This window comes from Virgibacillus natechei (assembly GCF_026013645.1).
Taxonomy (GTDB): Bacteria; Bacillota; Bacilli; order Bacillales; family Amphibacillaceae; genus Virgibacillus_L; species Virgibacillus_L natechei.
Genome location: NZ_CP110224.1, coordinates 1,531,263 through 1,555,331 on the forward strand (window position 1 = coordinate 1,531,263; position 24,069 = coordinate 1,555,331).

General features: G+C 37.6%; 24 protein-coding genes and 1 riboswitch. Of the genes, 18 read left to right on the top strand and 6 right to left on the bottom strand.

Going from position 1 to position 24,069, the window contains the following annotated elements:
* Positions 1 to 137 precede the first annotated feature (137 nt).
* On the top strand, positions 138 to 2,300 hold the full coding sequence (locus tag OLD84_RS08025; protein WP_209461528.1) for a type IA DNA topoisomerase: 2,163 nt from the start codon (positions 138 to 140) through the stop codon (positions 2,298 to 2,300).
* A 149-nt stretch (positions 2,301 to 2,449) separates the two neighbouring features.
* Positions 2,450 to 2,866, top strand: a complete 417-nt coding sequence (locus tag OLD84_RS08030) for a hypothetical protein (protein WP_209461527.1) — start codon at positions 2,450 to 2,452, stop codon at positions 2,864 to 2,866.
* A 176-nt stretch (positions 2,867 to 3,042) separates the two neighbouring features.
* Here OLD84_RS08030 and OLD84_RS08035 read toward each other — a convergent pair whose 3' ends face one another.
* A complete protein-coding gene (locus tag OLD84_RS08035) occupies positions 3,043 to 3,537 on the bottom strand; it encodes a class I adenylate-forming enzyme family protein (protein ID WP_209461526.1) in 495 nt (164 codons plus the stop codon).
* A 224-nt stretch (positions 3,538 to 3,761) separates the two neighbouring features.
* Between OLD84_RS08035 and OLD84_RS08040 the strand changes: the two genes are divergently transcribed.
* From OLD84_RS08040 to OLD84_RS08060, 5 genes are all read left to right on the top strand, one after another.
* Positions 3,762 to 4,463, top strand: a complete 702-nt coding sequence (locus OLD84_RS08040) for a hypothetical protein (protein ID WP_209461525.1) — start codon at positions 3,762 to 3,764, stop codon at positions 4,461 to 4,463.
* A gap of 16 nt (positions 4,464 to 4,479) precedes the next feature.
* The gene (locus OLD84_RS08045) at positions 4,480 to 5,184 is read left to right on the top strand and encodes an SDR family oxidoreductase (protein ID WP_209461524.1); all 705 of its coding nucleotides are present in this window, start codon (positions 4,480 to 4,482) and stop codon (positions 5,182 to 5,184) included.
* A gap of 234 nt (positions 5,185 to 5,418) precedes the next feature.
* Complete coding sequence (locus tag OLD84_RS08050) at positions 5,419 to 6,633, top strand: NAD(P)/FAD-dependent oxidoreductase (protein WP_209461523.1); 1,215 nt, start codon at positions 5,419 to 5,421, stop codon at positions 6,631 to 6,633.
* Positions 6,634 to 6,914: 281 nt separating this feature from the next.
* A complete protein-coding gene (locus OLD84_RS08055) occupies positions 6,915 to 7,166 on the top strand; it encodes a hypothetical protein (protein WP_209461522.1) in 252 nt (83 codons plus the stop codon).
* A 134-nt stretch (positions 7,167 to 7,300) separates the two neighbouring features.
* Entirely contained in the window at positions 7,301 to 8,167 is an 867-nt protein-coding gene (locus OLD84_RS08060) for a VanW family protein (RefSeq protein ID WP_209461521.1), read from the top strand.
* Positions 8,168 to 8,170: 3 nt separating this feature from the next.
* Here the strand turns inward: OLD84_RS08060 and OLD84_RS19470 are convergent, their stop codons facing one another.
* The 3 genes from OLD84_RS19470 to OLD84_RS08070 form a co-directional block, all read right to left on the bottom strand.
* Positions 8,171 to 8,533 carry a thiol-disulfide oxidoreductase DCC family protein gene (locus OLD84_RS19470; protein WP_209461520.1) on the bottom strand — a complete coding sequence of 121 codons (363 nt, stop codon included), beginning with the start codon at positions 8,531 to 8,533 and terminating at the stop codon, positions 8,171 to 8,173.
* Between the two features lie 97 nt (positions 8,534 to 8,630).
* Positions 8,631 to 10,586 (bottom strand): aconitate hydratase, encoded by a 1,956-nt coding sequence (locus OLD84_RS08065; protein WP_209461519.1) that lies wholly within the window; start codon positions 10,584 to 10,586, stop codon positions 8,631 to 8,633.
* A gap of 184 nt (positions 10,587 to 10,770) precedes the next feature.
* Positions 10,771 to 11,307, bottom strand: a complete 537-nt coding sequence (locus tag OLD84_RS08070) for a YceI family protein (RefSeq protein ID WP_209461518.1) — start codon at positions 11,305 to 11,307, stop codon at positions 10,771 to 10,773.
* A 393-nt stretch (positions 11,308 to 11,700) separates the two neighbouring features.
* On the opposite strand from OLD84_RS08070, the gene OLD84_RS08075 reads away from it, so the two are divergent.
* The 11 genes from OLD84_RS08075 to OLD84_RS08125 all read left to right on the top strand — a co-directional run bounded on the left by OLD84_RS08075 (position 11,701) and on the right by OLD84_RS08125 (position 22,915).
* Positions 11,701 to 11,871 (top strand): hypothetical protein, encoded by a 171-nt coding sequence (locus OLD84_RS08075; RefSeq protein ID WP_209461517.1) that lies wholly within the window; start codon positions 11,701 to 11,703, stop codon positions 11,869 to 11,871.
* 14 nt (positions 11,872 to 11,885) lie between these two features.
* Positions 11,886 to 12,440: a glycerophosphodiester phosphodiesterase family protein gene (locus OLD84_RS08080; protein WP_209461554.1), complete on the top strand. Its 555-nt coding sequence runs from the start codon at positions 11,886 to 11,888 to the stop codon at positions 12,438 to 12,440.
* A gap of 16 nt (positions 12,441 to 12,456) precedes the next feature.
* On the top strand, positions 12,457 to 12,615 hold the full coding sequence (locus OLD84_RS08085; protein WP_209461516.1) for a glycerophosphodiester phosphodiesterase family protein: 159 nt from the start codon (positions 12,457 to 12,459) through the stop codon (positions 12,613 to 12,615).
* Between the two features lie 105 nt (positions 12,616 to 12,720).
* Complete coding sequence (locus tag OLD84_RS08090) at positions 12,721 to 14,508, top strand: M3 family oligoendopeptidase (protein ID WP_209461515.1); 1,788 nt, start codon at positions 12,721 to 12,723, stop codon at positions 14,506 to 14,508.
* A gap of 83 nt (positions 14,509 to 14,591) precedes the next feature.
* A riboswitch (TPP riboswitch) is annotated at positions 14,592 to 14,691 on the top strand.
* A gap of 95 nt (positions 14,692 to 14,786) precedes the next feature.
* Entirely contained in the window at positions 14,787 to 15,359 is a 573-nt protein-coding gene (thiT, locus tag OLD84_RS08095; RefSeq protein ID WP_209461514.1) for an energy-coupled thiamine transporter ThiT, read from the top strand.
* 165 nt (positions 15,360 to 15,524) lie between these two features.
* Positions 15,525 to 16,946 carry a hypothetical protein gene (locus tag OLD84_RS08100; RefSeq protein WP_209461553.1) on the top strand — a complete coding sequence of 474 codons (1,422 nt, stop codon included), beginning with the start codon at positions 15,525 to 15,527 and terminating at the stop codon, positions 16,944 to 16,946.
* A 202-nt stretch (positions 16,947 to 17,148) separates the two neighbouring features.
* Positions 17,149 to 18,537 carry a Glu/Leu/Phe/Val family dehydrogenase gene (locus OLD84_RS08105; protein ID WP_209461513.1) on the top strand — a complete coding sequence of 463 codons (1,389 nt, stop codon included), beginning with the start codon at positions 17,149 to 17,151 and terminating at the stop codon, positions 18,535 to 18,537.
* A gap of 313 nt (positions 18,538 to 18,850) precedes the next feature.
* Entirely contained in the window at positions 18,851 to 20,584 is a 1,734-nt protein-coding gene (locus OLD84_RS08110) for a carbon starvation CstA family protein (protein ID WP_209461512.1), read from the top strand.
* Positions 20,585 to 20,704: 120 nt separating this feature from the next.
* Positions 20,705 to 20,962 (top strand): cory-CC-star protein, encoded by a 258-nt coding sequence (locus OLD84_RS08115; protein ID WP_209461511.1) that lies wholly within the window; start codon positions 20,705 to 20,707, stop codon positions 20,960 to 20,962.
* Positions 20,963 to 20,999: 37 nt separating this feature from the next.
* Complete coding sequence (locus OLD84_RS08120) at positions 21,000 to 21,932, top strand: ArsA family ATPase (RefSeq protein ID WP_209461510.1); 933 nt, start codon at positions 21,000 to 21,002, stop codon at positions 21,930 to 21,932.
* Between the two features lie 5 nt (positions 21,933 to 21,937).
* Positions 21,938 to 22,915 carry a zinc-binding dehydrogenase gene (locus tag OLD84_RS08125; protein ID WP_209461509.1) on the top strand — a complete coding sequence of 326 codons (978 nt, stop codon included), beginning with the start codon at positions 21,938 to 21,940 and terminating at the stop codon, positions 22,913 to 22,915.
* A gap of 64 nt (positions 22,916 to 22,979) precedes the next feature.
* Here the strand turns inward: OLD84_RS08125 and OLD84_RS08130 are convergent, their stop codons facing one another.
* Positions 22,980 to 23,837, bottom strand: coding sequence for a DUF421 domain-containing protein (locus OLD84_RS08130; protein ID WP_209461508.1), 858 nt, complete (start codon positions 23,835 to 23,837; stop codon positions 22,980 to 22,982).
* A 26-nt stretch (positions 23,838 to 23,863) separates the two neighbouring features.
* A complete protein-coding gene (locus OLD84_RS08135; protein WP_209461507.1) occupies positions 23,864 to 24,064 on the bottom strand; it encodes a DUF1657 domain-containing protein in 201 nt (66 codons plus the stop codon).
* Positions 24,065 to 24,069: the final 5 nt, after the last annotated feature.

Genomic DNA, 24,069 nt, shown 5'->3' on the forward strand with positions numbered 1-24,069 from the left:
TATAAATTTACTAAATGTGTCCGTATTCCCTAACGTTAAAAATGGTATAAGTCTTAGATGCTTCTTGAGGAACATTCGTTCTCGAAATTCCTAAAACATGCTATACTAGAGAAAACATAAAAAAATGGGTGAAATCTATGAAATTAATTCTAGCCGAAAAGCCTTCTGTAGCAAAGAACATTGCAGATGCATTGAAAATAAAAAATAAACAAGATGGTTATTTTGAAGGAAATAATTATATTATTACGTGGGCGTTTGGCCATTTAGTCCAGCTTTATGATGCGAAAGATTATGACAGTAAAATGGCAAGTTGGAAAATGGATAACTTTCCTTTCATTCCTTCTGATTTTAAATATAAGGTGAAAAGCGATCCAAGAAATAGACAAAAATCAGATTCAGGTGCATCGAAACAAATAAAAGTCATTCAGCATTTAATGAAACGAAATGACGTTGATATGATTATTTCCGCGTGTGACTATGATCGAGAAGGTCAACTAATTGGGGATAGTATCATTTACCGTGGCGGAAAAAAGCCAAACAAAGAAGTGTATCGATTATTGCTAAATGAATGGACACAGACAGAAGTTCTTCAGGGACTTGAAAAGATAACCTCCAATGAAACGATGAAACCGCTAAGAGATGCTGGTATTAGCAGGCAATGGGCAGACTGGGTGATTGGGATTAATTTAACATCTGTTGCAACATTAAAATATCAAAAAGGAAAGGGAAAAGCACTTAATATCGGCAGAGTGTTACTCCCAACATTGAAAATCATTTATGACCGTGATAATGAAATTGAGAGGTTTGTTCCAGAAGATTATTTTAAACTAACCGCAACTTTTCAAACTAAAGATGAAAAAGAATATCAAGGAACCTATGTGGAAGAGAAACAAGAAAAGTTTAAGAAGAAAGCAACAGTAGAAGCAATTTATCATGCTATCCAAAACAAACAGGGAACCATAACGGATAAACAGGTTGAGCAAAAGAAAGAGTTTGCACCTTTCCTGTTTAACCTATCCAATTTACAAGGGTATATAACGAATAAATATAAAGGATGGACTTCTGATAAAGTATTGAAAGTTGCTCAATCTCTTTATGAGAAAAAATTCATCACATATCCACGGACATCAAGTATTGCACTTGATGAGAGTTTGACAGAAAAAACGGCAAAGGTAGTAAAAACACATGCAGAGGATCTCCCATATAAGGAAGAGGTAAAGTTTAGAAAAACGAAAAGGGTGTTTAATAACGCCAAAGTGGAGAGTCATAGCGCCATCATTCCAACTTATTTAAAACCGAAGCGTCTTTCAAGTGATGAACAAATTATTTATACAGCGATTAAGAACCGGTTTATCATGCAATTCATGCCTGTAGCTGAATACGAAGAAACAAAGCTCACGACGAAAATTGATACTGTAAAAGGAGTTTTCGCTTCGAAGGGAAGGGTACAGCTAGTCGAAGGGTGGAAAAAAGTAGAAAATATTGGGTCTAAAGAGACGATTCTACCACTTGTAGAAATGAAAGAGGTTGTCAGCCTTATAGAATCGGAGGTTTCTTCCCATGTTACAAAACCTCCGAAGCACCATACGGAGCGAACATTATTACGTGTGATGGAGACATGTGGCAAGAACTTGGAAGCGGAAGAATCAGAAGAATTAATGGGAAGTATTTTAACAGGGTTCAGCATAGGAACTCCAGCAACTAGAGCAGAAATGATTAAAAAGTTGAAAGATGTGGGTTACATTACAGCACAAGCCAAGAATCTAGTGTGTACCGATTTAGGAAGGAAGCTTGTTCGCTCCTTCCCTGTTCAAGACCTGTTCGATTTGGAATTTACAGGACGTCTGGAGAAGGCCTTGTCAGATATTCAAAAAGGCAAGGTTAGTAAGAAGGAGTTTCTCAGTCTTGTATTTAATTTCACAACCGAATCGGTAGAATCAATTAAAAGTGGACAAGATGTTATCATCAATGAAATTTCTTCTACTTCTACAGGGAAAACGAATGAAATACTAGGGAAATGCCCACAATGTGAGGAAGGAAAAGTAGTTGAAGGTTATAAAGGCTTTGGTTGCAGCAAATGGAAGAGTGGTTGCAAATTTGTAATTTGGAAAAATGATAAATACCTGGCATCAATGAAGAAAAAACCAACGAAAACAATGGTAAAGTCACTCTTGAAAAATAAAAAAGCATATGTAAAAGGTCTAACGAGTAAGCAGGGGAAGAAATTTAACGCTTATTTACAGTATGAAAAAAATCCTGATAATGTGTATTATAGCTGGAAAATGGAGTTTAAAAAGTAGTTAGGATCGAATTATTGTAACTACTTTTTCATTTTATAACTATTAAAACCGAAACTAGTGTATGCTTGTATAAGAGGGAAGCATAATTCGACAAACGGATATTCATGAATTGTAGTTGGAATGCTAATAAACTCTAAAGGAATGGTAAAATGAATAAAGTGCAAGTCAATATTCAAAAAGATTTAGCCCATGGGACATTATTGTGGATATATGCCCACAATAAAAAGGTTTATCACAGTAGTAAGCGCCTTGACAATGTTGCTTTTAATGAACATGACTCTAATTATTTAGGAGAAGTTAAAAAAATTTTTTCTAACAAAGACAAACAGGAATCTCTATTAAGTCTATTAGACAAGGTAGATAGGATTTATGGAATTTGTATAAATGACCAAGTTACTACAAACAGTGGCGAGAAGGAAGTTGAAGTTCTGTTCTTTCAGACTTGGGATGAGGTACAAGAGTATGCAGAAACCTATTTTGAGAAATTTGACCAACAAGAATCAAAAAAAGAGCAGGTAAAACAAGAATGGTTGGAGAGAGGCAGACGTTATTTAAGAAAAGGATAAAAAAGCTAGTTCTCCACATTGATTGCGACAACCAAATAGTAGATGCGCATTATATAACCACCACCCTCCGTTTATAAGAAGATGAAATGAACCTCGACCATAGCTTCTAAATGTATAAAATAATAAGCTTGTATCCGATTAATACTGTGCGTGGATACAAGCTTATTTCATTTCTTTTACATTTCTTGAAGCTTCACTCTTAAAATTTTGCCACTGGCAGTTTTAGGGAGTTCATCCATAAAAGTAATTGCCTTTGGGCATTTGTAATGCACTAGTTTTTCTTTTGAAAATGCAATTAAATCATCTTCTGTTACGGTAGACCCCTCTAGAGGGACAACAAATGCATGGGACGTCTCTCCCCATTCTATATGAGGTGTTACAATGACTGCGACTTCTTCTACTTCAGGATGTTTGTAAAGCACCCCTTCAACCTCAAGCGAAGAAATGTTCTCTTCATTGTCCGTAATTTGGGCATTTTTGTGTTTAACGACATGTATATTTCCCTGGCCGTCAATGGCACCTATATCGCCAGTGTATAACCAACCGTCTACAAGGGTTTGATTTGCTTCGGTAATGCCATTGCCTTTTACAATTATTTCACCTAACTCTGCCCCATTAGGTGTAACATCTTCTCCTTGTTTGTTTACAACACGAACCTCCGTATTGACCATTCATATCCCACCTTTATTTTTCACTATCGATAATATATTCTTAATTATAAATAGTATAACATATTTTGTGTAAGCGGTTTACTGTGATGTTTTATTTTTTTTAGATAAATCGTGAGAAGAATTACAAATATAATTGAAAAATCTAGTAAAATAGGCTTACAATAGAGGGGATCATAAATTTTGAAAGAAAAAGAAGTTGAGTTATAGTTTTAAGGAGCGGTAAAATGAAGAATAAGAAGCTAATGATTATTAATGTCCTCACGCTTACTGCGTTTATTATTGTTGTTAGTGCAGGGGTATACCAGGCAGAAACAGTTAAGGAGGAATTTGGTAAGGCTGGACCAAAAGATCAGCCAGATGAAGAGATTTCAGAGCAGAATGAGCTACTGAAGAAACATGAAGTAGGGGTACTTACACTTCAGGAGAAAGAATCAATTGTTTTGAAAGAGGTGAATGAAGAAGAAGAGGAAACTGGAGATGTAGCGGAAGAAGAGGTTGAAGAAGAAGTTGAACTAGAGGATTCTTACATAGAAGAAGTTGAGGAAACTGAAGATGAGGTCTCAGATGTAAATAATGAAAGTCATTTGAATTGGAATAACACATCGAATGAAACGAATAATAATTCGGAGTCAAGTGGATCAACAAATAATACCATTACAGAAGAGCAAGGTTCTACAGGCACTAATAATTCAGAGGGTTCGAATGCCAGAGAAAGTGATGAAACTGGTGATGATGAAAGAACAACTAGCAGTAATGGATCTTCATCTGACAAGGAAGAAAACGCGGAAAACGAAAATGAAAACAACAAGGAAGAAGACGAAGATGAAGATGAACCAGAGTCAGATGAAAAGACAGACGATACGGATGACAAAGACGACAAAAAAGAAGAAGATAAAGATAAAGATATACAAAGAAACGCAGAATAACGAAGGAGGAATATAAATGACAGATTTAAATGGAAAAACAGCAATTATCACAGGAGCAAGCAGTGGAATTGGGGCTAAAATCGCTGAGAAACTCTCGATACAAGGAGCAAATGTTGTTCTTGCAGCCAGAAGAAAGCAAAAGCTCGATACCATTGTGGAGCATATAAATAATACAGGTAACGGACAAGCATTAGGTATTGTCACGGATGTTTCCAATCGGTCTGATGTGGAAAAATTAGTGAAACAAGCAACAGAGACTTTTGGAAACATTGATATATACGTGAATAACGCCGGCTTGATGCTAAGTTCTGTTGTACAGGATAGTAAGGTAGACGATTGGGAAGATATGATTGACGTTAATATTAAAGGTGTATTATATGGAATTAATACCGTATTACCTAATATGGTAGAACGTTCAACTGGTCATATCGTAAATATATCTTCTGTTTCCGGTCATGAGGTCACAAAAGTCAGTACGGTATACAGTGCAACCAAATTTGCAGCAAGGGCTATATCAATGGGACTAGAAAAAGAATTGGCACATACAGGAGTGCGTGTGACGAACATCTCTCCTGGTATGGTGGATACGGATCTGGCATCCAGCAGAACTTCCAAAGGTAGAAAACCGCTCCTCACAGATGACATTGCCAATGCAGTCGTATACGCCGTAACACAGCCTGATTATGTAAATGTGAATGAGATAACTGTAAGACCAGTATAAAAAGGGCATGAAATGAATGAGTTGCTGTTATGCATACTCCTACAATCCTTAATTTAAATAACTTATTCTATCACTGAATTATTAGCCTAATAAGAGGAACTTTGGTATTATAGAATGGATATAGATAAATATTTACTGGTTTTAGCGGATTGATTTCGTAATTATTTTTTGTAAACACTTAGTAGCGTTTAAATCAGTACATAAAATAATAAAAGCAAGAAAGGTGGAGGCTTTATGGTTTCAAACAAACCAAAAATAGTTGTACTTGGAGCAGGTTATGCGGGGTTAACTACAACAAAACGCTTAACTCAAAAATTACTTCCTGAAGAAGCAGAAATTGTATTAGTAAATAAACATAATTATCATTATGAATCCACATGGCTACATGAAGTAGCTGCAGGTACAATTAATCCAAACCAGGCTCGAGTTATGATTAGTGATGTAGTAAACCCAAGCAGAGTTCGTCTTATTTATGACTCTGTTATTGAAGTGAAAAAAGATGAACAGAGAGTTGTGCTAGAAAATAGCGAAATCACGTATGACTACCTTGTGTTCGCACTTGGTTTCGAATCAAATGATTTTGGAATTAAAGGAATGGCTGAGCATGCATTTGCTATTGAGGATATTGATTCCAGTCGCTTTATTAGCGAACATATTGAGTATCAATTTGCGAAATACAATAATGATAAAAATGCTACGGATGACAGCTTGAATATTTTGGTAGGTGGCGCCGGATTTACTGGTGTCGAATTTGTAGGGGAACTTGTAGAAAAAGTACCAGAACTATGTAAGAAATATGATATAGATCGTGGTAAAGTTCGCATTATTAATGTTGAAGCAGCACCTTCTATTTTGCCTATGTTTGATAAAGATCTTGTGGATTATGCAAAACAATCACTTGAAGATCGCGGGGTAGAATTCAGAATTGGTGCTCCTATTTCTGAATGTACACCAGAAGGATTCATTGTAGGTGATGATCAGGAATTAATAAAAGCAGGAACGGTTGTTTGGACTGGTGGTGTAAAAGGAAGCTCTGTTCTCGAGAAATCTGGATTTGAATTAACAAAAGGAAAAGTGAATGTTGACGCAAACCTTCGTTTGTCTGGTGAAGAGAACTTCTTCGTGTTAGGAGATTGTTCATGGGTTTGGAACAAAGAGGAAGATCGTCCATATCCTCCAACTGCTCAACTGGCAACTCAAGAAGCAGATGTTACAGCGAATAACTTGAAAGCACTGCTTACAAACCGCCCATTAGAAGAGTTCGTATTCAAAAGTAAAGGTACGGTAGCATCGCTAGGTATAACGGACGGAATCGGAAGTGTTTTCGATGATAAAAAACTTCGAGGAAAGCTAGCAGCTGCAATGAAAAAAGTAGTTGATAATCGTACCTTATTCCTTGTTGGTGGTATGAAATTAGTTCTCAAAAAAGGAAAAGTTCGTCCATTCTAATTGGCTCACAAACTTATAATAATTCAATTTAGTTAGCTATAACTTGAGGGGGTAGTTTTTCAATGAGAAAAGGACTGTGTGGAATTGTACTTGTCCTCGCTGCGTTAGTAGGTTACAGACTAGCGAGTGATTACTTAGAGGATACAAGGGATTATAGATAAGGAAAGAACGACCATTTAGCAATTATGCTAAATGGTCGTTTTCTAAAAGAGATAAAAGTGCGATAAGTCACAGACAAAGCGTACGATTTAAGGTATTATAGAAAGTGGGAGGGGAGTCAAATGAGTACTGGATTAATCATATTATTTGTTATTTTATTTATTCTTGCAGTAGGCGGGACTTTCTATGCATTTAAACAAGAAGAGAATAAAATGAAACATTATGAGGAAGTAGAAGAAACGCGAGAAGAAGAATTGAAGCGCTCACTTGATTATGAACAAACATCCTTAAAGTCAAACGTGCCTATTCAAATTTGGATTTATACAATTACGACACTTGTAACACTAATTGCATTTGCATTCTATATATTTTAAATCAAAAAAAACACCTATAAAAGCGCCAAGCCAAGTCCTTAGAGTAGACAGCAATATTACATGTATGAAGAGCCAGGATAAATCCTGGTTATTTTTTTGTCTTCTTCTAATACTAAGACGAGGAGGTGTCATACATGAAGTTTATTATTTTAATCCTTCTCATGTTACTTATTCCATTAAATGATACGATGGCAAATGACAAGATGGCTGAAGACCACACGTTAACGTTGAATGAAGAGGAGATAAAACAATATGCATACCCTTTTATCGGTACGCCTTTTATAAATGAAGATAAACTTCATTATCTTATAGAAGATCTGAATGAAAAAGTATATAAAGATCCAATAAATGCAGAGTTTGATGAAATGGGGGAGATAATTCAGGAAAAATCAGGCATAGAACTGGATGAGAATAAATTTAATACATTATTTCGTACATCATTTTATGCAGGGGATGATATGGAGATTGAAGTGCCTAAGCAGCCTATTCAACCTAGGGTAGATAGTGAATTGTTGGCCGAAATCAGTGTACAGGAAATGGGCAGTTTTGTTACTACTTTCAAACAAAGTAATGTGGAACGCACCCATAATATTGGACTTGCATCGGAAGCAATTAACGATTATGTTGTGTTCCCAGGGGAGAGGTTTTCTTTTAACGAGGTGGTTGGTGAGCGAACAGAGGAACGAGGGTATATGCGTGCACCTGTCATTGTAAAGGGTGAATTGGCAGAGGATATTGGTGGGGGAATCTGTCAGGTTTCTTCGACCCTTTATAATGCGGTGGATTTAAAGGGGATTCAAATTGTGGAGAGGTATGCACATAGCAGGAGCGTTCCTTATGTACCACCAGGCCGCGATGCGACTGTAAGCTGGTGGGGGCCGGATTTTGTATTTGAGAACATGTATAACCAACCTATTTTAGTTCGTGCAAAAGCCGATGATGGAAAAATGATTGTCACCATTTATTCTTCTGATCGGGTCGAATATGCTTCAGATGAATAATTCTTATTTCTGTTTAGTACTGATCATACATGTGTCCCCATTTTTGCATTGGTTTACGGGGACCAATTTTCTATTGTTAGCGATTTTTCTGTAAATAAAATCACCAAGGCCAACCCATTTAAAAAGATATATAAACGGGAGGAATACCCATATTAAGGGCAGTAATTTGGCAATTTCAATTAAAGCGTTATACCCTTTATACCAATGATCTGCCTGCTGTACATATAGTTGTTTTTCCATATCCTTTGGGTAATGATGAAGCTTTCGAAAGGAATGAAAGCTGAGCTTGTTTCTCCAGTCTAATTTCTTCCAAATTGTCGATGAAGAGGTACATATTTTGCAAAAGCTATCATAGTAAACGATCACTTTACCGCCTCCATTCTATGTTTATTTTATCATTTACATTCGTTTATTAAAAGTAGTGTGAACATAAATAAAGATGCCTCCGTGAGAGGCATCTTTATTAGTTTTTCTGCTGTTGTCTAGCCTTCGTCCAGTTAATTAGTCCACCGTGTAAAACAATATCTTTTTGACGAGGAGTGAGGTTGTGCTCAACTTTAATTTCTTCTTGCTTATCCTGTAGTTTGGCGGTTAGAGAATCGCCTTGCTGTAATTGGTTTCGGAGATCATTGAATGCAAGGACTTCGCCTTCTTTCAACTTATCGTAATCCTCTTCATTTGCAAATGTAAGAGGTAATATACCAAAGTTGATGAGATTTTGCCAATGAATCCGAGCAAAGTCTTTTACTAAAACAGCATGTAACCCTAGGTATTTAGGTGCTAGGGCAGCATGTTCACGACTGGATCCTTGACCGTAGTTGAACCCGCCTACTATAGCATGACCGCCTTTTTCCTTGGTGTTTAAACCACGTTCAACATATGTTGAATCAACAGCTTCAAAGGTGAATTTGCTGATTTCTGGGAGGTTACTTCTAAATGGAAGTACACGCGCTCCACCTGCAAGTATTTCATCTGTGGAGACGTTATCACCTACTTTTAATAATACAGGAATTTCTAATGTATCAGGTAATTCACCCATTTCTGGAATGGATACTATATTTGATCCTTTTATTAATTCTACTTGTTTGGCCTCTTCATAAGGTAGCGGTGCATCTAGTAGATCATCATCTGCATTGGTATTCTTTACATCCTTTATTTTCGGATATGGGATATCGAGCTTTCTTGGATCCGTGATTTTACCTGTTAGGGCAGAAGCGGCAGCCACTTCAGTGCCACTTAGAAAGACGCTGTCCTCTTTTGTTCCTGACCTTCCAGGAAAGTTTCTAGGAGTTGTTCTGAGGCTGTTTCTTCCTGTTGCAGGTGCCTGCCCCATTCCAATACATCCGTTACAACCTGCCTGATGCAATCTTCCTCCGGCCTGTAGGAGACTTGCAATATGCATTTCTTTTACCAAGTTTGTTAACATTTGACGGGATGTCGGATTAACATCAAATGAGAGTCCTGGTGCAATTGTTTTGTCTTTTACAATCTCAGCTGCTATTGCGAAATCCTTGTAACCAGGGTTGGCGGATGAACCTATATAGGATTGATAGATTGGAGTTCCTTCCACCTCACTGATGGGAACGACATTTCCTGGGCTGGATGGTTTAGCAACTAGTGGTTCTAGCTCAGAAAGGTTAATTTCATCATGGAGATCGTAGGTTGCATCTTTGTCAGCGACAAGTTCCACCCAGTCGTCTGCACGATTTTGCTGTGTTAAAAAATTCTTAATTTCTTTATCAGACGGGAAGACAGTTGTAGTTGCGCCAAGTTCAGCCCCCATATTAGCGATAACATGCCGATCCATGGCCGATAGATTATCAAGTCCTGGGCCATAATATTCAATTACTTTTCCTACACCGCCTTTCACATCATAACGGCGCAGCAATTCCAGGATTACATCTTTAGCACTTACCCAGTCTGGCAGTTCACCGGTTAATTTAACACCAAACACTTGCGGCATTGTGATATAAATAGGTTCGCCTGCTATTGCCATCGCAACATCAATACCACCAGCGCCCATTGCAAACATGCCCATGGATCCATTTGCAGGTGTATGACTATCAGAACCTAGAAGTGTTTTACCAGGTTTGGCTAACCGCTGCATGTGAACAGGATGACTAACTCCATTTCCGGGTCTACTATAATGGAGTCCGAATCGTTTGGCAGAGCTTTCCAGAAATAAGTGATCATCTGGGTTTTTACTGTCGACTTGTATTAAATTATGATCAACATATTGAGCTGAAGCTTCTGTTTTTGCATAATCCAATCCCATAGCTTCCAGTTCCAACATAACCATTGTCCCAGTTGCATCTTGTGTTAACGTCTGGTCAATTTTTAAGCTGATTTCCTCACCAGGTTCTATTTTTCCAGATACAAGGTGATCTTTTATAAGTTTTTGTGTAACATTTAAGGCCATAAATATCCTCCCTTTCATTAAAGTCCTACTTATAGTTTACCTCAGACTTAGACAAATAAAACAATTTATTTACAGTTAGTAAAAGTGTCATCATTTAAGAGTATTAAAAAACGAACTGTATGTTCAGATGGACAATACAGTTCGAATATTTCAATGGGTATGACTGTGAATGAAGCTTCACTTTTTACGCTTCTTTGTGTGCTTCGATCTCAACGTGAACTTTAACATCATCTCCAACTAGTACGCCACCAGTTTCAACTGCAGCATTCCAAGTTAGGCCGAACTCTTTACGGCTGATTGTAGTTTCGCCGCTAAATCCAGCAACTGTATTACCACTCATTGGATCTTTGCTTTGACCTTCAAATGCGATATCAAATGTAACTGGTTTTGTCGTACCAAGCACCGTAAGATCTCCTGTAACATCATAATTATTGCCTGACTTTTTCTTAATATCTGTAGCAACAAACGTGATATTAGGATGATTTTCAACATCAAAGAAGTCTGCTGAACGTAAGTGCTCATCGCGACCTTCCTGACGAGTGTTAATGCTGCCTGTATCAATTTTGATTTCAAGTTTTGAGTTTGTTAAGTCATCAACATCTGCTTCAATTGTAGCGCTAAAGTTATCAAATGTCCCTTTCGCTTTTGAAATCATCATGTGTTTTACTGAAAATCCGATCTCACTATGAGCTGTGTCTAAATTCCATACTGTTTTCCCCATTATAAATCCCTCCAAAATAATATGTAACACGTTGGTTACTTTATGTCACCACCTAGTATATAGTTACAAACTAATAATGTCAAGGTGTAACATTGAAAAAGTTATTCATTTGTAACGATACCCTTCCTGGACTAAACTAAACTACATATGAAGTGGATTTATAATAAATTTGCTACGTGCTTGACATGCAGATCGGAAACAAATATGGGTTCGCTTCACGGAGCCACCATTTCCCGTGAAGGCTGTTTTCTAATAGATTTTTTTGACACAAAATCTATAGAATCCGACGCCAGAATGAATTTTTTTCATACAAAAGTATAAACTTTCTTATCTGCACAAGTGCTGGTGATTGTAAAGGGGGAGTAAGTCCTATTAAAAAGGGAGGGAATACCAGTGATAAAGTCGGAAGGGAAATCCAGGTTGTATTTGGCTGGGTGGATTGTAGGATTTATATTACTTATTTGGACTAGCATATATTTTTATCCAGTTGAGATAACGACTGGACTTGATGAATTTGATAGGGATAGCCCACTAGTAATTGCGCATGGGGTGGAAATCACTTAGCACCATCAAATACAATAGAGGCTTTTACAAATGCTTATGAGCTAGAGGTGGATGTCATTGAATACGACATACATATGACAAAAGATGGTCATTTAGTATCCATTCACGATCCTACAGTTGATCGTACAACTGATGGTGAAGGAAGGGTCAATGATATGACATTAGAGGAAGTGCAAGCGTTGGATGCAGCCAACTCGTTTCAAGATTTAGACGGTGAATATAGTTATAGAGATCTTGGAGTTACGATTCCAACAGTGGATGAGATTTTTCAAGCAGTACCTGACCTTGAGATGTTATGGACAATTGAAATTAAAGATACGAATAAAGCGGAATGGTATCAACATATTAGTGAGAAATTGTGGGCAACCATTCAACAATATGGCCTAGAAGAACGAGTTATCATTGCAGCATTTGATCAAACGATTATTGATCACGTTATAGAAGTTTCTAACGGAGAGGCGCTAGTCAGTGGAGGACGCCAAGAAATAACCAAGTTCGTTGTGCTTCATAAGTTATTCTTAAATGGGTTATATCGTCAAAAAGTAGATGTGCTTCAAATGCCAACATGAAGAAGGAATTATTAATTTGAAAGATCGTAAATTAATCGAAGGTGCCCAGCGAAGAGAAATAGACGTTCATTATTGGACGATTAACGACCAGGAAACGATGGAAGAATTAATTAAGTTAGGTGTAGATGGTATTATGACAGACCGCCCAGACCTTATGCAGGAATTATTAGAATGAAAACCAGTTATGCTCGAGAAAAAATGTTTTTATGATGTAAATATTCTTATTTTTCGTTATAATAGGAATACAGAGTAATTTGATTAAAAATAAGGGAGCGATTCGATGCAACAACAAACATATAGTCCAACATGGGATTTGGACGTGATTTTTCAGGGTGGAAGCGAATCAGAGGAGTTTCATACATATGTAAAGAACGTACAAATTGAAATGAAAGAGCTTGAAGAAAAGGTGAAGACTTTCACACCATCAGAGATAGGGGGGACTAGCGAAAGTTTAGTTAAGCTTGTGAAGCAGCTTGAAAGCACGATGAAAAAGTTGCGTGAAGCTTCTGCTTTTGTCAGTTGTTTAAGCGCGGAAAATGTAAAGGACGAAAAAGCGAGTTTATTAGTAGGAAAGCGCAGTGAATTACAGGCTGAAATGGGAGCAATACGTACAAATTTTCAACAAAAGTTAGCCTCTATAGACGATGCCACATGGAAAAGGATTTTAAAACAACCAGAATTGACACAATTGGATTTTGTTCTAAATGAAATTAGGGATAAAGCTAAGAAGCAGTTACCAGTAGATCAAGAAGTGTTAATCAATGATTTGGCTGTTGATGGCTATCATGCATGGGGTCAGATGTACAATACAATTGTAGGAAATATGAGTGTTGAGATTGAAGAGGACGGGGAAGTTCATTCTTATTCAGTCGGGCAAGCCTCCAATAAATTAAGCAACCCTGACCGGTCTGTACGTAAGCATGTATTCGAGCAATTGGATAAAGCTTGGACAGGGAAGGCAGACTTATTTGGTCAGACGTTAAATCATTTGGCTGGTTTTCGCTTACAAACCTATAAACATCGCAACTGGGAATCTGTATTAAAAGAACCGTTAGCGATCAACAGAATGAAGAAAGAAACGCTAGATGCAATGTGGACGGCAATTATACATAATAAAACGCATTTCGTTAACTATTTGCAAAAGAAAGCAGATTTATTAGGGGTGGAAAAATTAAGTATCTATGATATTGGAGCACCCTTAACAGATTCAGTGAAAACATCAAGTTATACAGAAGGTGCCGAATTCATTATTGATCATTTTCGTGAATTTAGTCCGAAAATGGCTGACTTCGCAAAAATGGCCTTTGATAATCGCTGGATTGAAGCAGAGGATCGGGCAGGAAAACGACCAGGCGGGTTTTGTACAAGCTTTCCAGACAGTGAGCAAACCCGGATATTTATGACCTACTCAGGTACATCATCCAATATAGCTACACTGGCACATGAACTTGGTCATGCTTACCATCAGCATGTGATGAATGACGTGAATGGATTGAATCAGGGATATGCGATGAATGTTGCTGAAACAGCCTCAACATTTGCAGAAATGATCGTTGCTGACGCCTCTGTGAAAAATGCGCAAAATAAAGAGGAGAAACGAGCACTGCTGGAAGATAAAATTAAACGAAGTGTTGCATTTTTTATGAATATCCATTCCCGGTTTATTTTTGAAAATCGTTTTTATGAAGAAAGAAAGCAGGGGTTGGTTTCTGTTAAACGGTTAAATGAATTGATGGTAGAGGCTCAGAAGGAAGCGTATAATGATTCACTTGAGGAGTATGATCCAAATTTTTGGTCGTCCAAGTTGCATTTTCATATAACAGGCGTACCATTTTATAATTTTCCATATACATTTGGATACTTATTCAGCCTTGGTATCTATGCCCATGCAAAGGAAAAAGGTGGCGACTTTGAGGATGATTATATTGCATTATTGCGTGATACAGGCAGCATGAACGTAGAAGGTCTGGCAGAAAAACATTTGAATGTAGACTTAACAAGTACAGCATTCTGGGAGAGTGCTATCCAGCTCTGTGTAAAGGATGTAGAAGCCTTTATGGAACTATAGAACGCTGCATTAAGGATAATTGTTCATTATTATTGTAATAATTTGATAAGTAAGATACAATACATGTAATAAAAAAGTAAATAAAAGCCTACAGGGGGAGCCATTTGGCTGAGAGTGAACGGTTGTTCTGACCCTTTGAACCTGTTAGTTAGTACTAGCGTAGGGATGGCGGTTTTTTGATGGAATAAAAAAGTAATGTGAGCGGATTCCCCATCAGGAATTACCCCCCCTTGGCATTGCTTTTTTTGTACTACTTTAATAAGGGGGGAGAAGTTTATATGAGTTCTAGAAAAATATTATTTTTAATCGAGGTAGCCATTTTTACAGCATTAGCCCTATTATTGGACATTATTCCATTTCTCTCGTTTAAAATCTGGGCTATGGGTGGTTCGATTTCATTTGCGATGATACCAATATTCATTATCGCGTTCCGTTGGGGCATTAAAGGCGGATTGCTTTCCGGTTTCTTGTGGGGAGTATTGCAGGTTGCTGTCGGAAACGCCTATATTTTACATCCAATTCAAGGCTTGATTGAATATGGGCTTGCCTTTACGGTGTTAGGTTTTGCAGGGGTATTTGCAAAACAAATACAGAAGGGCGTAAAAGAAGGAACAATAAAAACATACCTTTCTTACATTGCTTTAGGAGTGCTTCTAGGGACCAGTCTACGCTTTATTGCACATTATTTTGCGGGTATTGTGTTTTTTGAATCGGCAATTGAAGGGCAACCAGTCTGGATCTACTCGTTAGTCTATAATAGTTCTTATATGGTTCCTTCATTTATAATATGTTCATTAATCGTGTTCTTCTTGTTCCATAAGCAGCCAAAAACGTTACTGAACAGCGCATAAAATAAAATTATTATCTGCTCACATTAAGATAACCTCTTCTTTCTAGAGGTTATTTTTTTATGATAATGCGGGCTCCACATGTTGAAATCCCTCTCTATTTGTAGCGACCTTATTTCATCATGCATAGGCTACAGTACAATTCGCTATGAGGGGGAGGTAATAATGATGGATCTTAGTTTTGCACATTTGTTATATGGCTTATTTACACTTGTTATAATAGCTACCATGATTTTCAGATGGGGTATAGTACTGCCTTCGTTACTAGGCACATTTTTGATAGCTTGGGTATATAACGGGAGTCTAATTGAAGGATTTACAGCCATTTTTAATGCAAACCTTGTAGCTGCTCAAGAGCTTTTTAATATATTTCTAATCATAACTTTTATGTTGGCACTTCTTCATTCCTTGCGTGATCTGGGTGCTGATCGTAAAATGATTCAGCCTATCCAGAAATTGATGATTAACGGTCATGTTTCTTATTTTGTTCTTGTTGGCGTGACCTATGTTATTTCACTTTTTTTCTGGCCGACTCCAGCTGTACCTTTAATTTGTGCTCTACTTGTTCCCGCTGCAGTAAGAGCAGGTTTACCAGTAATGACAGCAGCAGTTGCTATCGCAATTGCTGGTCAGGGAATGGCTCTTTCTTCAGACTATATTGTTCAGGTAGCACCAAGTCTGTCAGCTACGGCTGCAGGTATTGACACTACTTTGGTTGCTGATAGATCATTCGTTTTGTCTTTAATAGCTGGTGGAAGTGCTATTCTTATAGCTTATTTCCTATACCGGAAGTCAATTCGCCCTAAAGATGACGAAGTAAATGAAATTGAAATGCAGAATGTGCAAGCTACTACAGAAGCAACAAATAAAGCAAAAACTACAAATTTGACGATGTGGAGCAAGTTATTTGCTGTATTGGTCCCATTAACGTTATTGGGTGTTGTTATTTACATGGTTTATGAAAAGCTTTTCTCAGGAAGAATGGGTGGACTTGAAGGGGGGGACGGTGCAGCATTTGTTGGAGGAGTTGCGGTTATATTATTATTGTTATCAACGGTAGCATTTGGACGTCAACATGCCCTTGATTATATATCTAACCATATTACTGAAGGTTTTGTATTTGCTTTTAAAGCAATGGGACCTGTTATTCCTATCGCGGGTTTTTTCTTCTTAGGCAGTGCGGATTTCTCCGCAGACATTTTAAGTTTGGACGAAAATCCGCCCGCATTATTGTTTGATCTTGTGGAATCTATTCAAACATACTTGCCTGAAAGTGCCATATTAGCAGCTTTTAGTATATTAATCATCGGGATAATTACCGGTCTTGATGGTTCAGGCTTTTCAGGATTACCCCTTACAGGCGCATTAGCAGCCTCTCTACAAACTGGCTCTGTTGATACTGCAACACTGGCAGCGATTGGGCAACTGGGGTCTATTTGGACGGGAGGAGGAACACTTGTCGCATGGTCATCCTTGATTGCAATTGCAGGTTTTTGTGGGGTTTCTGTGATGGACCTGGTTCGTAAAAACTTTATCCCTGTAATGGCTGGGTTATTGTTAGCTACGCTATTTGCTGTATTTCTTTTATAAACGAAGTGTTGGCTTTGTATATATTGTTGTTATGCCCCACATCGTTGAGGAACCTCAACAATGTGGGTTTGTTCGCTGTTAGCTTTCTACTAAAAGCTGAATAAATCGTTTGCATTGGACATGGACTTTTCTTTTGATAGACTCTGGATAAATATGTAATACATTGGACAACATGAAAATAACACTATTCAGGAGGAATAACATGGCAGATAAAAAAGGAACTGGAGCCGGATCAATTGTCGAAGAATCATTAGATGCCTTATTAGATGATGAAACATTTTTACCAGAATTAGAGGGTCAAACAAGAAAAAAAGCCTTTACTTCTTTAGTTTCTATACTTTCGACTCCGAATCATGTTCATAAATCGTATTTAAGGACGCCCTTACTCAATGGAAAAGTTGTACGGATCCTTTCATTTCGAGTACAGCATAATAATATAATGGGTCCTTATAAAGGCGGAATTCGTTTTCATCCATCAGCAAATGAAGATGAGGTTATGCAATTAGCATCCCTAATGACACTTAAGAGTGCTTTGCATGATGTTCCTTTTGGTGGAGGAAAAGGAGGCGTTATGATTGATCCTGCAGAATATGAAGCCAAGGAACTTTATTTAATAGCAAAAAAATACGTGCAATACTTTAGTGATATTCTTGGTCCTGAAAAGGATATTCCCGCTCCAGACGTTGGAACTAGCGAACGTGAAATGGACTGGATGATGGGAGAATATAAAAGTATTCATCCTGGCAGGAAATATCGTAGTAGTTTCACAGGAAAAAGTGTATTAAATGGTGGATCACTAGGAAGAAAAGAAGCAACAGGTAAGGGTGTCTATTTTACTTTCCATTATCTTATACATGACTTTATGAAAGAACAGTATCAGTGGTTAAAAGAACGTGATAATATTTTTGCGAAAAAAGCATTGGATCAACAAGATAAAACACTAACAATAGCTGTTCAGGGATTTGGTAATGTTGGGTCTGTTGCTGCGTTAGAAGCTTATAAATCCTCTCAATTAGATAACAAAGTTGTATCCGTCAGTGATAAAAACGTAACCCTCTATAATTCGGATGGTATTGACATACCTGAATTAATTAAATATACCAAAGAAAATAGTGATCTACCCGTAAATGATGATGAGCTTTCGGAGGCTAATGTAAAAGCGACCATAATGGACCGTGACGAGGTGTTGAGTATGGATGTTGATGTATTATTCTTAGCAGCATTAGGACATCAAGTTCATAATGAAAATATGAAGGATGTAAAAGCATCTATTATTGTAGAAGGTGCAAATGCTCCGCTTACAACAGATGCAGATCAATATTTAAGTGAGCAGGGTGTTATAGTTATACCAGACATCTTAGCCAATGCTGGTGGTGTAATCGTCTCCTATTTTGAATGGCTGCAAGGAAGAGATACACAATTTCTTACGGAGGAGCAAGTATTTGAACGTCTGAATGATAAAATGAAGGAAACATTTGATGCTGTTCTTCCACAGTATTTTCAAGATGTATTTACACTTCGTCAGAATTGTTATATACACGCTGTAATGAAGTTATCAACGGTTCTTTTCCGTCAGGGGAAATTGTATTAATTATACGGAAAAGCTGTTTCTAAGGATTAAATTAGAAGCAGCTTTCTTTTTGTTTGGCGATAGGAAAGTATCCTACTGCATAAGTACATGGTATTCGTTAAAGGATGTCTAAGGTTTGTTGTATGGACTCGAATATACTCGAAAAATGCAAAATAGTTTACAATTGTATCATTATTAAATAAAATGGAAACAATCTTGTACTATATTAAAGCATTTCTACATAGCGTTAATTAGGATAAGTCTAAACTTAAGGTGAAAGGAGGTTCCAATAAAATAATCTTAATATTCAATTTAAAAGGGAGGTAGAAGGAAAATGTCAGCAATTTTAGTTGCGATAATGGGTATCCTTGTATTTGCGTTTGGGTATCGGTATTATTCAAAATTTATAGCTGAAAGGATTTTTCGCTTAGATCCTGATTATGTGACGCCAGCACATAAGTACAAAGATGGTGTTGATTTTGTTCCAACAAATAAATTTGTGCTGTGGGGACATCATTTTTCATCTGTTGCAGGGGCAGCACCGATAATGGGCCCAGCGATCGCTTTATACTGGGGATGGCTTCCTGCATTTTTATGGGTTATCCTTGGTACTGTTTTTGCGGCAGGGGTGCATGATTTTGGTACACTAGTTGTTTCCGTTCGGAATAAAGGACAATCGATCGGTACACTAGCCAATCGGTTGATTGGGCAGCGGGCGAAGATCTTATTTTTATTTATTATTTTAGTTCTTTTATTAATGGTGGTTGCAGTATTCGCATGGGTTGTTGCTGATTTATTTATTACGTATCCAGCCAGTGTTCTACCGGTGTTTATCCAAATTCCACTTGCGATTTGGATTGGGTATGCTGTATATAAACGGAAGAGGAAAATGCTACTACCATCCATACTTGCTTTAGGTGCTATGTATGTAGTTGCTGTTATTTCAAGTAATGTCGGCTTTTTACAAATTGATTTAGTGGCATATATGGGTGGTGAAGGAGCAAATGGATTATTTGGTTTAGGTGCTGTTTCCACGGCATTTTTAATCTGGATTGTAATATTGATGATATATGTATATATTGCATCAACATTACCAGTTTGGAAGCTATTGCAGCCAAGGGATTTTATTAATTCCCATCAATTAGTAGTAGGGCTTGCAATTTTGTACTTAGGACTACTCTTTCTAAGACCAGAAATGACTGCACCAGCTACAAATCCAAATCCGGACACTTCTTGGTTTCCGCTTTTATTTATTACAATAGCGTGCGGGGCTATTTCAGGTTTTCACGGGTTGGTTTCATCTGGTACTTCATCTAAACAGCTGGATAAAGATACAGATGCGCGTTTTGTTGGTTACTTCGGTGCGGTTGGTGAAGGTATTTTAGCTTTAATTTCAATTATTGCTGTAGGAACATTTTTTGCGAATACGGATGCTTTCACTGCAGTATATTCAAGTTTTACAGATGCGAATGCAGCTGGTATGGGAGTATTTGTCGAAGGGGCCTCTAACCTTGCCTCTGGACTTGCTATTCCGACCCATGTTGCAACTACGATCGTATCAATTATTGTTGTAAGTTTTGCCGCAACTTCTTTAGATACGGCGGTGAGGTTACTACGTTACATTATTGGTGAAATAGGTATAGAATATAATGCACCAGTACTAAATAAAAAGCATGTTGCAACGTCCATTGCTATTGGCTCAAGTGCAGCATTAGTACTGCTTCCTCAAGGACCACAAGGTTTCGGTTCTGGTGGATATCTAATTTGGCCATTATTTGGAACGTCTAATCAATTGCTTGCCGGGATAAGTTTATTACTAATTTCCATTTGGTTGAAGCGTCAGGGGCGTAATTACGCGATTACATTGATACCTATGATTTTCCTAATGTTTATGACATTATGGGCCATGTTCCAGCAGGTAATATTTAGTTGGTCATGGTTTGGAAATGAGTCTGATATGTTATTATTTGTGCTTGGATCCATCATCATGGTTTTCGCGGTGTGGATTGTGTTAACAGCTTTCTCTGCGTTAACTGGAAAACAGGATACGCCAATAGATAATGAATAAATAAAATAGGTAGAAAACTTGATTTTTAAAGGGTTTCTTAGGAAAGCGTACGTTGCTTTCTGCTAAGGAAAGAGATCATAAACGAATGGTCTCTTTCTTACATAAAATGAGGTGTTGATAATGCTTGAAAGTGTGAAAAAGTTAATCCAATTCTATGATGAAGTCCTAAGCATGCCACACCGCCAGGAAATTGCCAGGGAATTAAGGGATGAGGATGATTTATTTCTCTTATTGTTATATTCAGAGATGATCGGAATACCGAATCCTGTCTATTACTACACACTGGAATTGTATCCATATATGATTGAACAATTTCACGATTGGCATTTGCGCATGGGAATGGAAAAAACGCCTTTAAGCGGTATTCGCTGCTGCTAGAGTTAATGGATAAGAATAGAAGGAGGCGTTTGGAACGATGGAAGTATTGAAAAAAAATATTATTTTTGTAGGCGGGAAGGGAGGAGTAGGTAAATCCACTTCTGCTTCTGCTATTGCGATGAAATCTGCACAAGCTGGTCATAAAACTTTGCTTGTTTCAACAGATCCTGCGCATAATTTGGGACATATTTTCAGTCAAACAATCGGTGGTAAAACGACAGAAGTTTCTATAAATTTGTCGGCACTGGAAATTGATCCAGATATAGAAACAGATAAATATATAAAAGGAGTAAAAGAAAATATTAAGGGCACTGTTCAAACAAGTATGATGGAAGAAGTTCATCGACAATTAGATACGGCAAAAGCCTCACCTGGAGCTGATGAAGCAGCATTATTTGACAAGCTAATTACGATTATTTTAGAGGAAAGGGATAATTTTGATAAAATAATATTTGATACTGCGCCTACGGGTCATACGATACGATTGTTATCTTTGCCGGAATTGATGGGAGTCTGGATTGAAGGGTTACTCAAGAAAAGGCAGAAAACCAATGAAAATTACGCCTCGCTTCTTAATGATGGGGAACCGGTAGAGGATCCGATTTATGACGTGTTACGAACACGCCAAGAACGATTCTCAAAAGCGAGAGAAATTTTATTGGATGGGAAAGAGACGGGCTTTATTTTTGTCGTGAATCCGGAGCGCCTCCCAATCCTGGAAACGAAAAAAGCAATCGAATTACTTGATAATTACCACCTGCATGTGAAAACATTAATCGTAAATAAAGTTTTACCAGATAATGCTGATGGGGATTTTTTAGTGAGGCGAAGAGAGCATGAGAAACAGTATGTATCTATGATAAAAGATACATTTCAAAAACAGGAACTTATCTATGTGCCATTGTTCTCGCATGATATAACAAACAAACAGCAGTTAAAGGATTTCAGTACGTACTATGAGAAAGGATGACAAAGATGAAAGCATTTGTACATGACAAGGGAAAAGTGAAAGCAGCCGAAATACAGGATCCAGTTGCAGGAAATGGTGAAGTAGTTGTAGCCGTACGTACGGCAGGATTAAACCGTCGTGATTTGGCAATTCCAAATCGCAGGAGTGAGGATGCAGATGCTTTAGTACTTGGTTCTGATGGTGCTGGGGTAATTGAATCGGTTGGTGAAGGAGTGACTGATGTTCAGGTTGGGAACGAAGTGATCATTAATCCTGCTCTTCGCTGGCATGAGAATAGTGATGCCCCACCGACTGGATTTGATATTTTAGGTATGCCAGATCACGGGACATTCGCTGAAAAGGTTGTTTTGTCTGCAGAACAGGTCGAGAAGAAGCCGAAGCATTTATCTTGGGAGGAGGCTGGTGTCTTGACACTCGGAGCTCTAACCGGATATCGGGCGCTTTTTACAAAGGGGCAGGTAAAAGAAGGGGATACTGTATTTATACCTGGTGCAGGTAGTGGTGTTGCAACCTATTTAATTTTGTTTGCCAAAAATGTTGGAGCGAAGGTAATCGTTACCTCTAGAAGCGAAGCGAAACAGGAACAAGCAAAGAAATTAGGGGCAGACCTTGTCTTAGATACAGAAAGTGATTGGACAAAAGAATTGGAAGATGAAACAGTAGACTTAGTAATTGACAGTGTCGGTGAAGCTACATTTAATCGATCCTTGGATGTGCTTAAGAAGGGTGGGCGGATTGTTATATTTGGTGCAACGACAGACGATCATGTAGATCTTAATTTACGAAAGTTTTTCTATGGACAGTATCAGCTGTTTGGATCAACAATGGGGAGTAGACAAGAATTACGTGCTATGTTGGACCATATCAAGAACTTTAAAACGCATCCTGTAGTAGATCGAACGTTTACATTAGAGGAAGCTCAAGATGCATTTGATTATTTAAAAGAAGGAAAGCAGTTTGGAAAAGTGGCTTTACGTATGTAAGAAAAAAGCTAGTAAGTTCCTTACTAGCTTTTTTCGCTTTTTAGCAAATAGTGCGCAGAAGGAATCAATTAACCAGAGGACTAACCAGATCAATCGCAGTTTGCAGTTTCTTGCTATTTTTTTCATACATTTGCTTTGCATCCTCGTTTTCTGTGGCCAATGCAAATAGCTCTAAATCTGCTTGGGATTTTTTCATTGTAGCAAGAAGGAGAGGTAATTCTACTGGGCTTGGTACTGCAATTTTATCGTCATATAAGTCAACGGTTAATTGGGCATTCGTATCTGCTTGTGCCAAAAATACATTTTCAAGACTGACATTAAGTTTTTCTAACTCTGTCTCTAACCAGTTTTTACTTAAATTTAGATTCGCTAAGGCTTCAAGCAAGACTCTTCCATCCATAATAACAGTTTGAGGTTCCTTTTGGGGTGCGAGTGTTATACCTAAATCTTTTGCTGTTAAAGGTCGGTTTTCGGTCTTTGGTAATACACTGAATGATCCGGATGGTTCCAGAACTGCAAATTCAACGTCCGAAGCTAGGAACACATTATTATCCCGAAGTTTTTCAAGTAGATCATCGGTTGAATACCCTTCTTTTTTTAAATTATCTTCCATTATTTTCCCGTCTTGAATAAATACGGTAGCTTTTCCCTGGGTGTAATCACGAAGGCTTTTACTTTTTAATGAAAGAAATTCCACGGAGAAAGGAACAATAAACCAAATAAACATGGCTAATACACCATAGAAAAAATTGCTGGTTGTATCGAGGGTATAGATGGCAGCAATACCCCCCAGCACAATACCAGAGATATATTCAAAAACATTTAATTGAGAAATTTGCTTTTTCCCAAGCCATTTTGTTATAAAAAAAAGTACAATAAGAAAGCCTAGAGCCCTTAAAGAAATCAGTATCCATTCTGGCATATCATACATATCCTTTCTTAAAATAACTACTTATACTGTGGTTCTTCTTTTGTTAGTTGTATCACTTGTTTTTCCATATCGTCTTTTACCTCTGTGATAATTTGTTGAGCTTTATCAAAGCTGTCTTTTGCCTGATAGTCCTGCGCTTTATTCGTTAATAAGTTTAAGGTTGCTTCCACGTTTTTAATAGAAGCGTAACAGCTTTTTACTTGTGATCCTACCGTCATTTGAA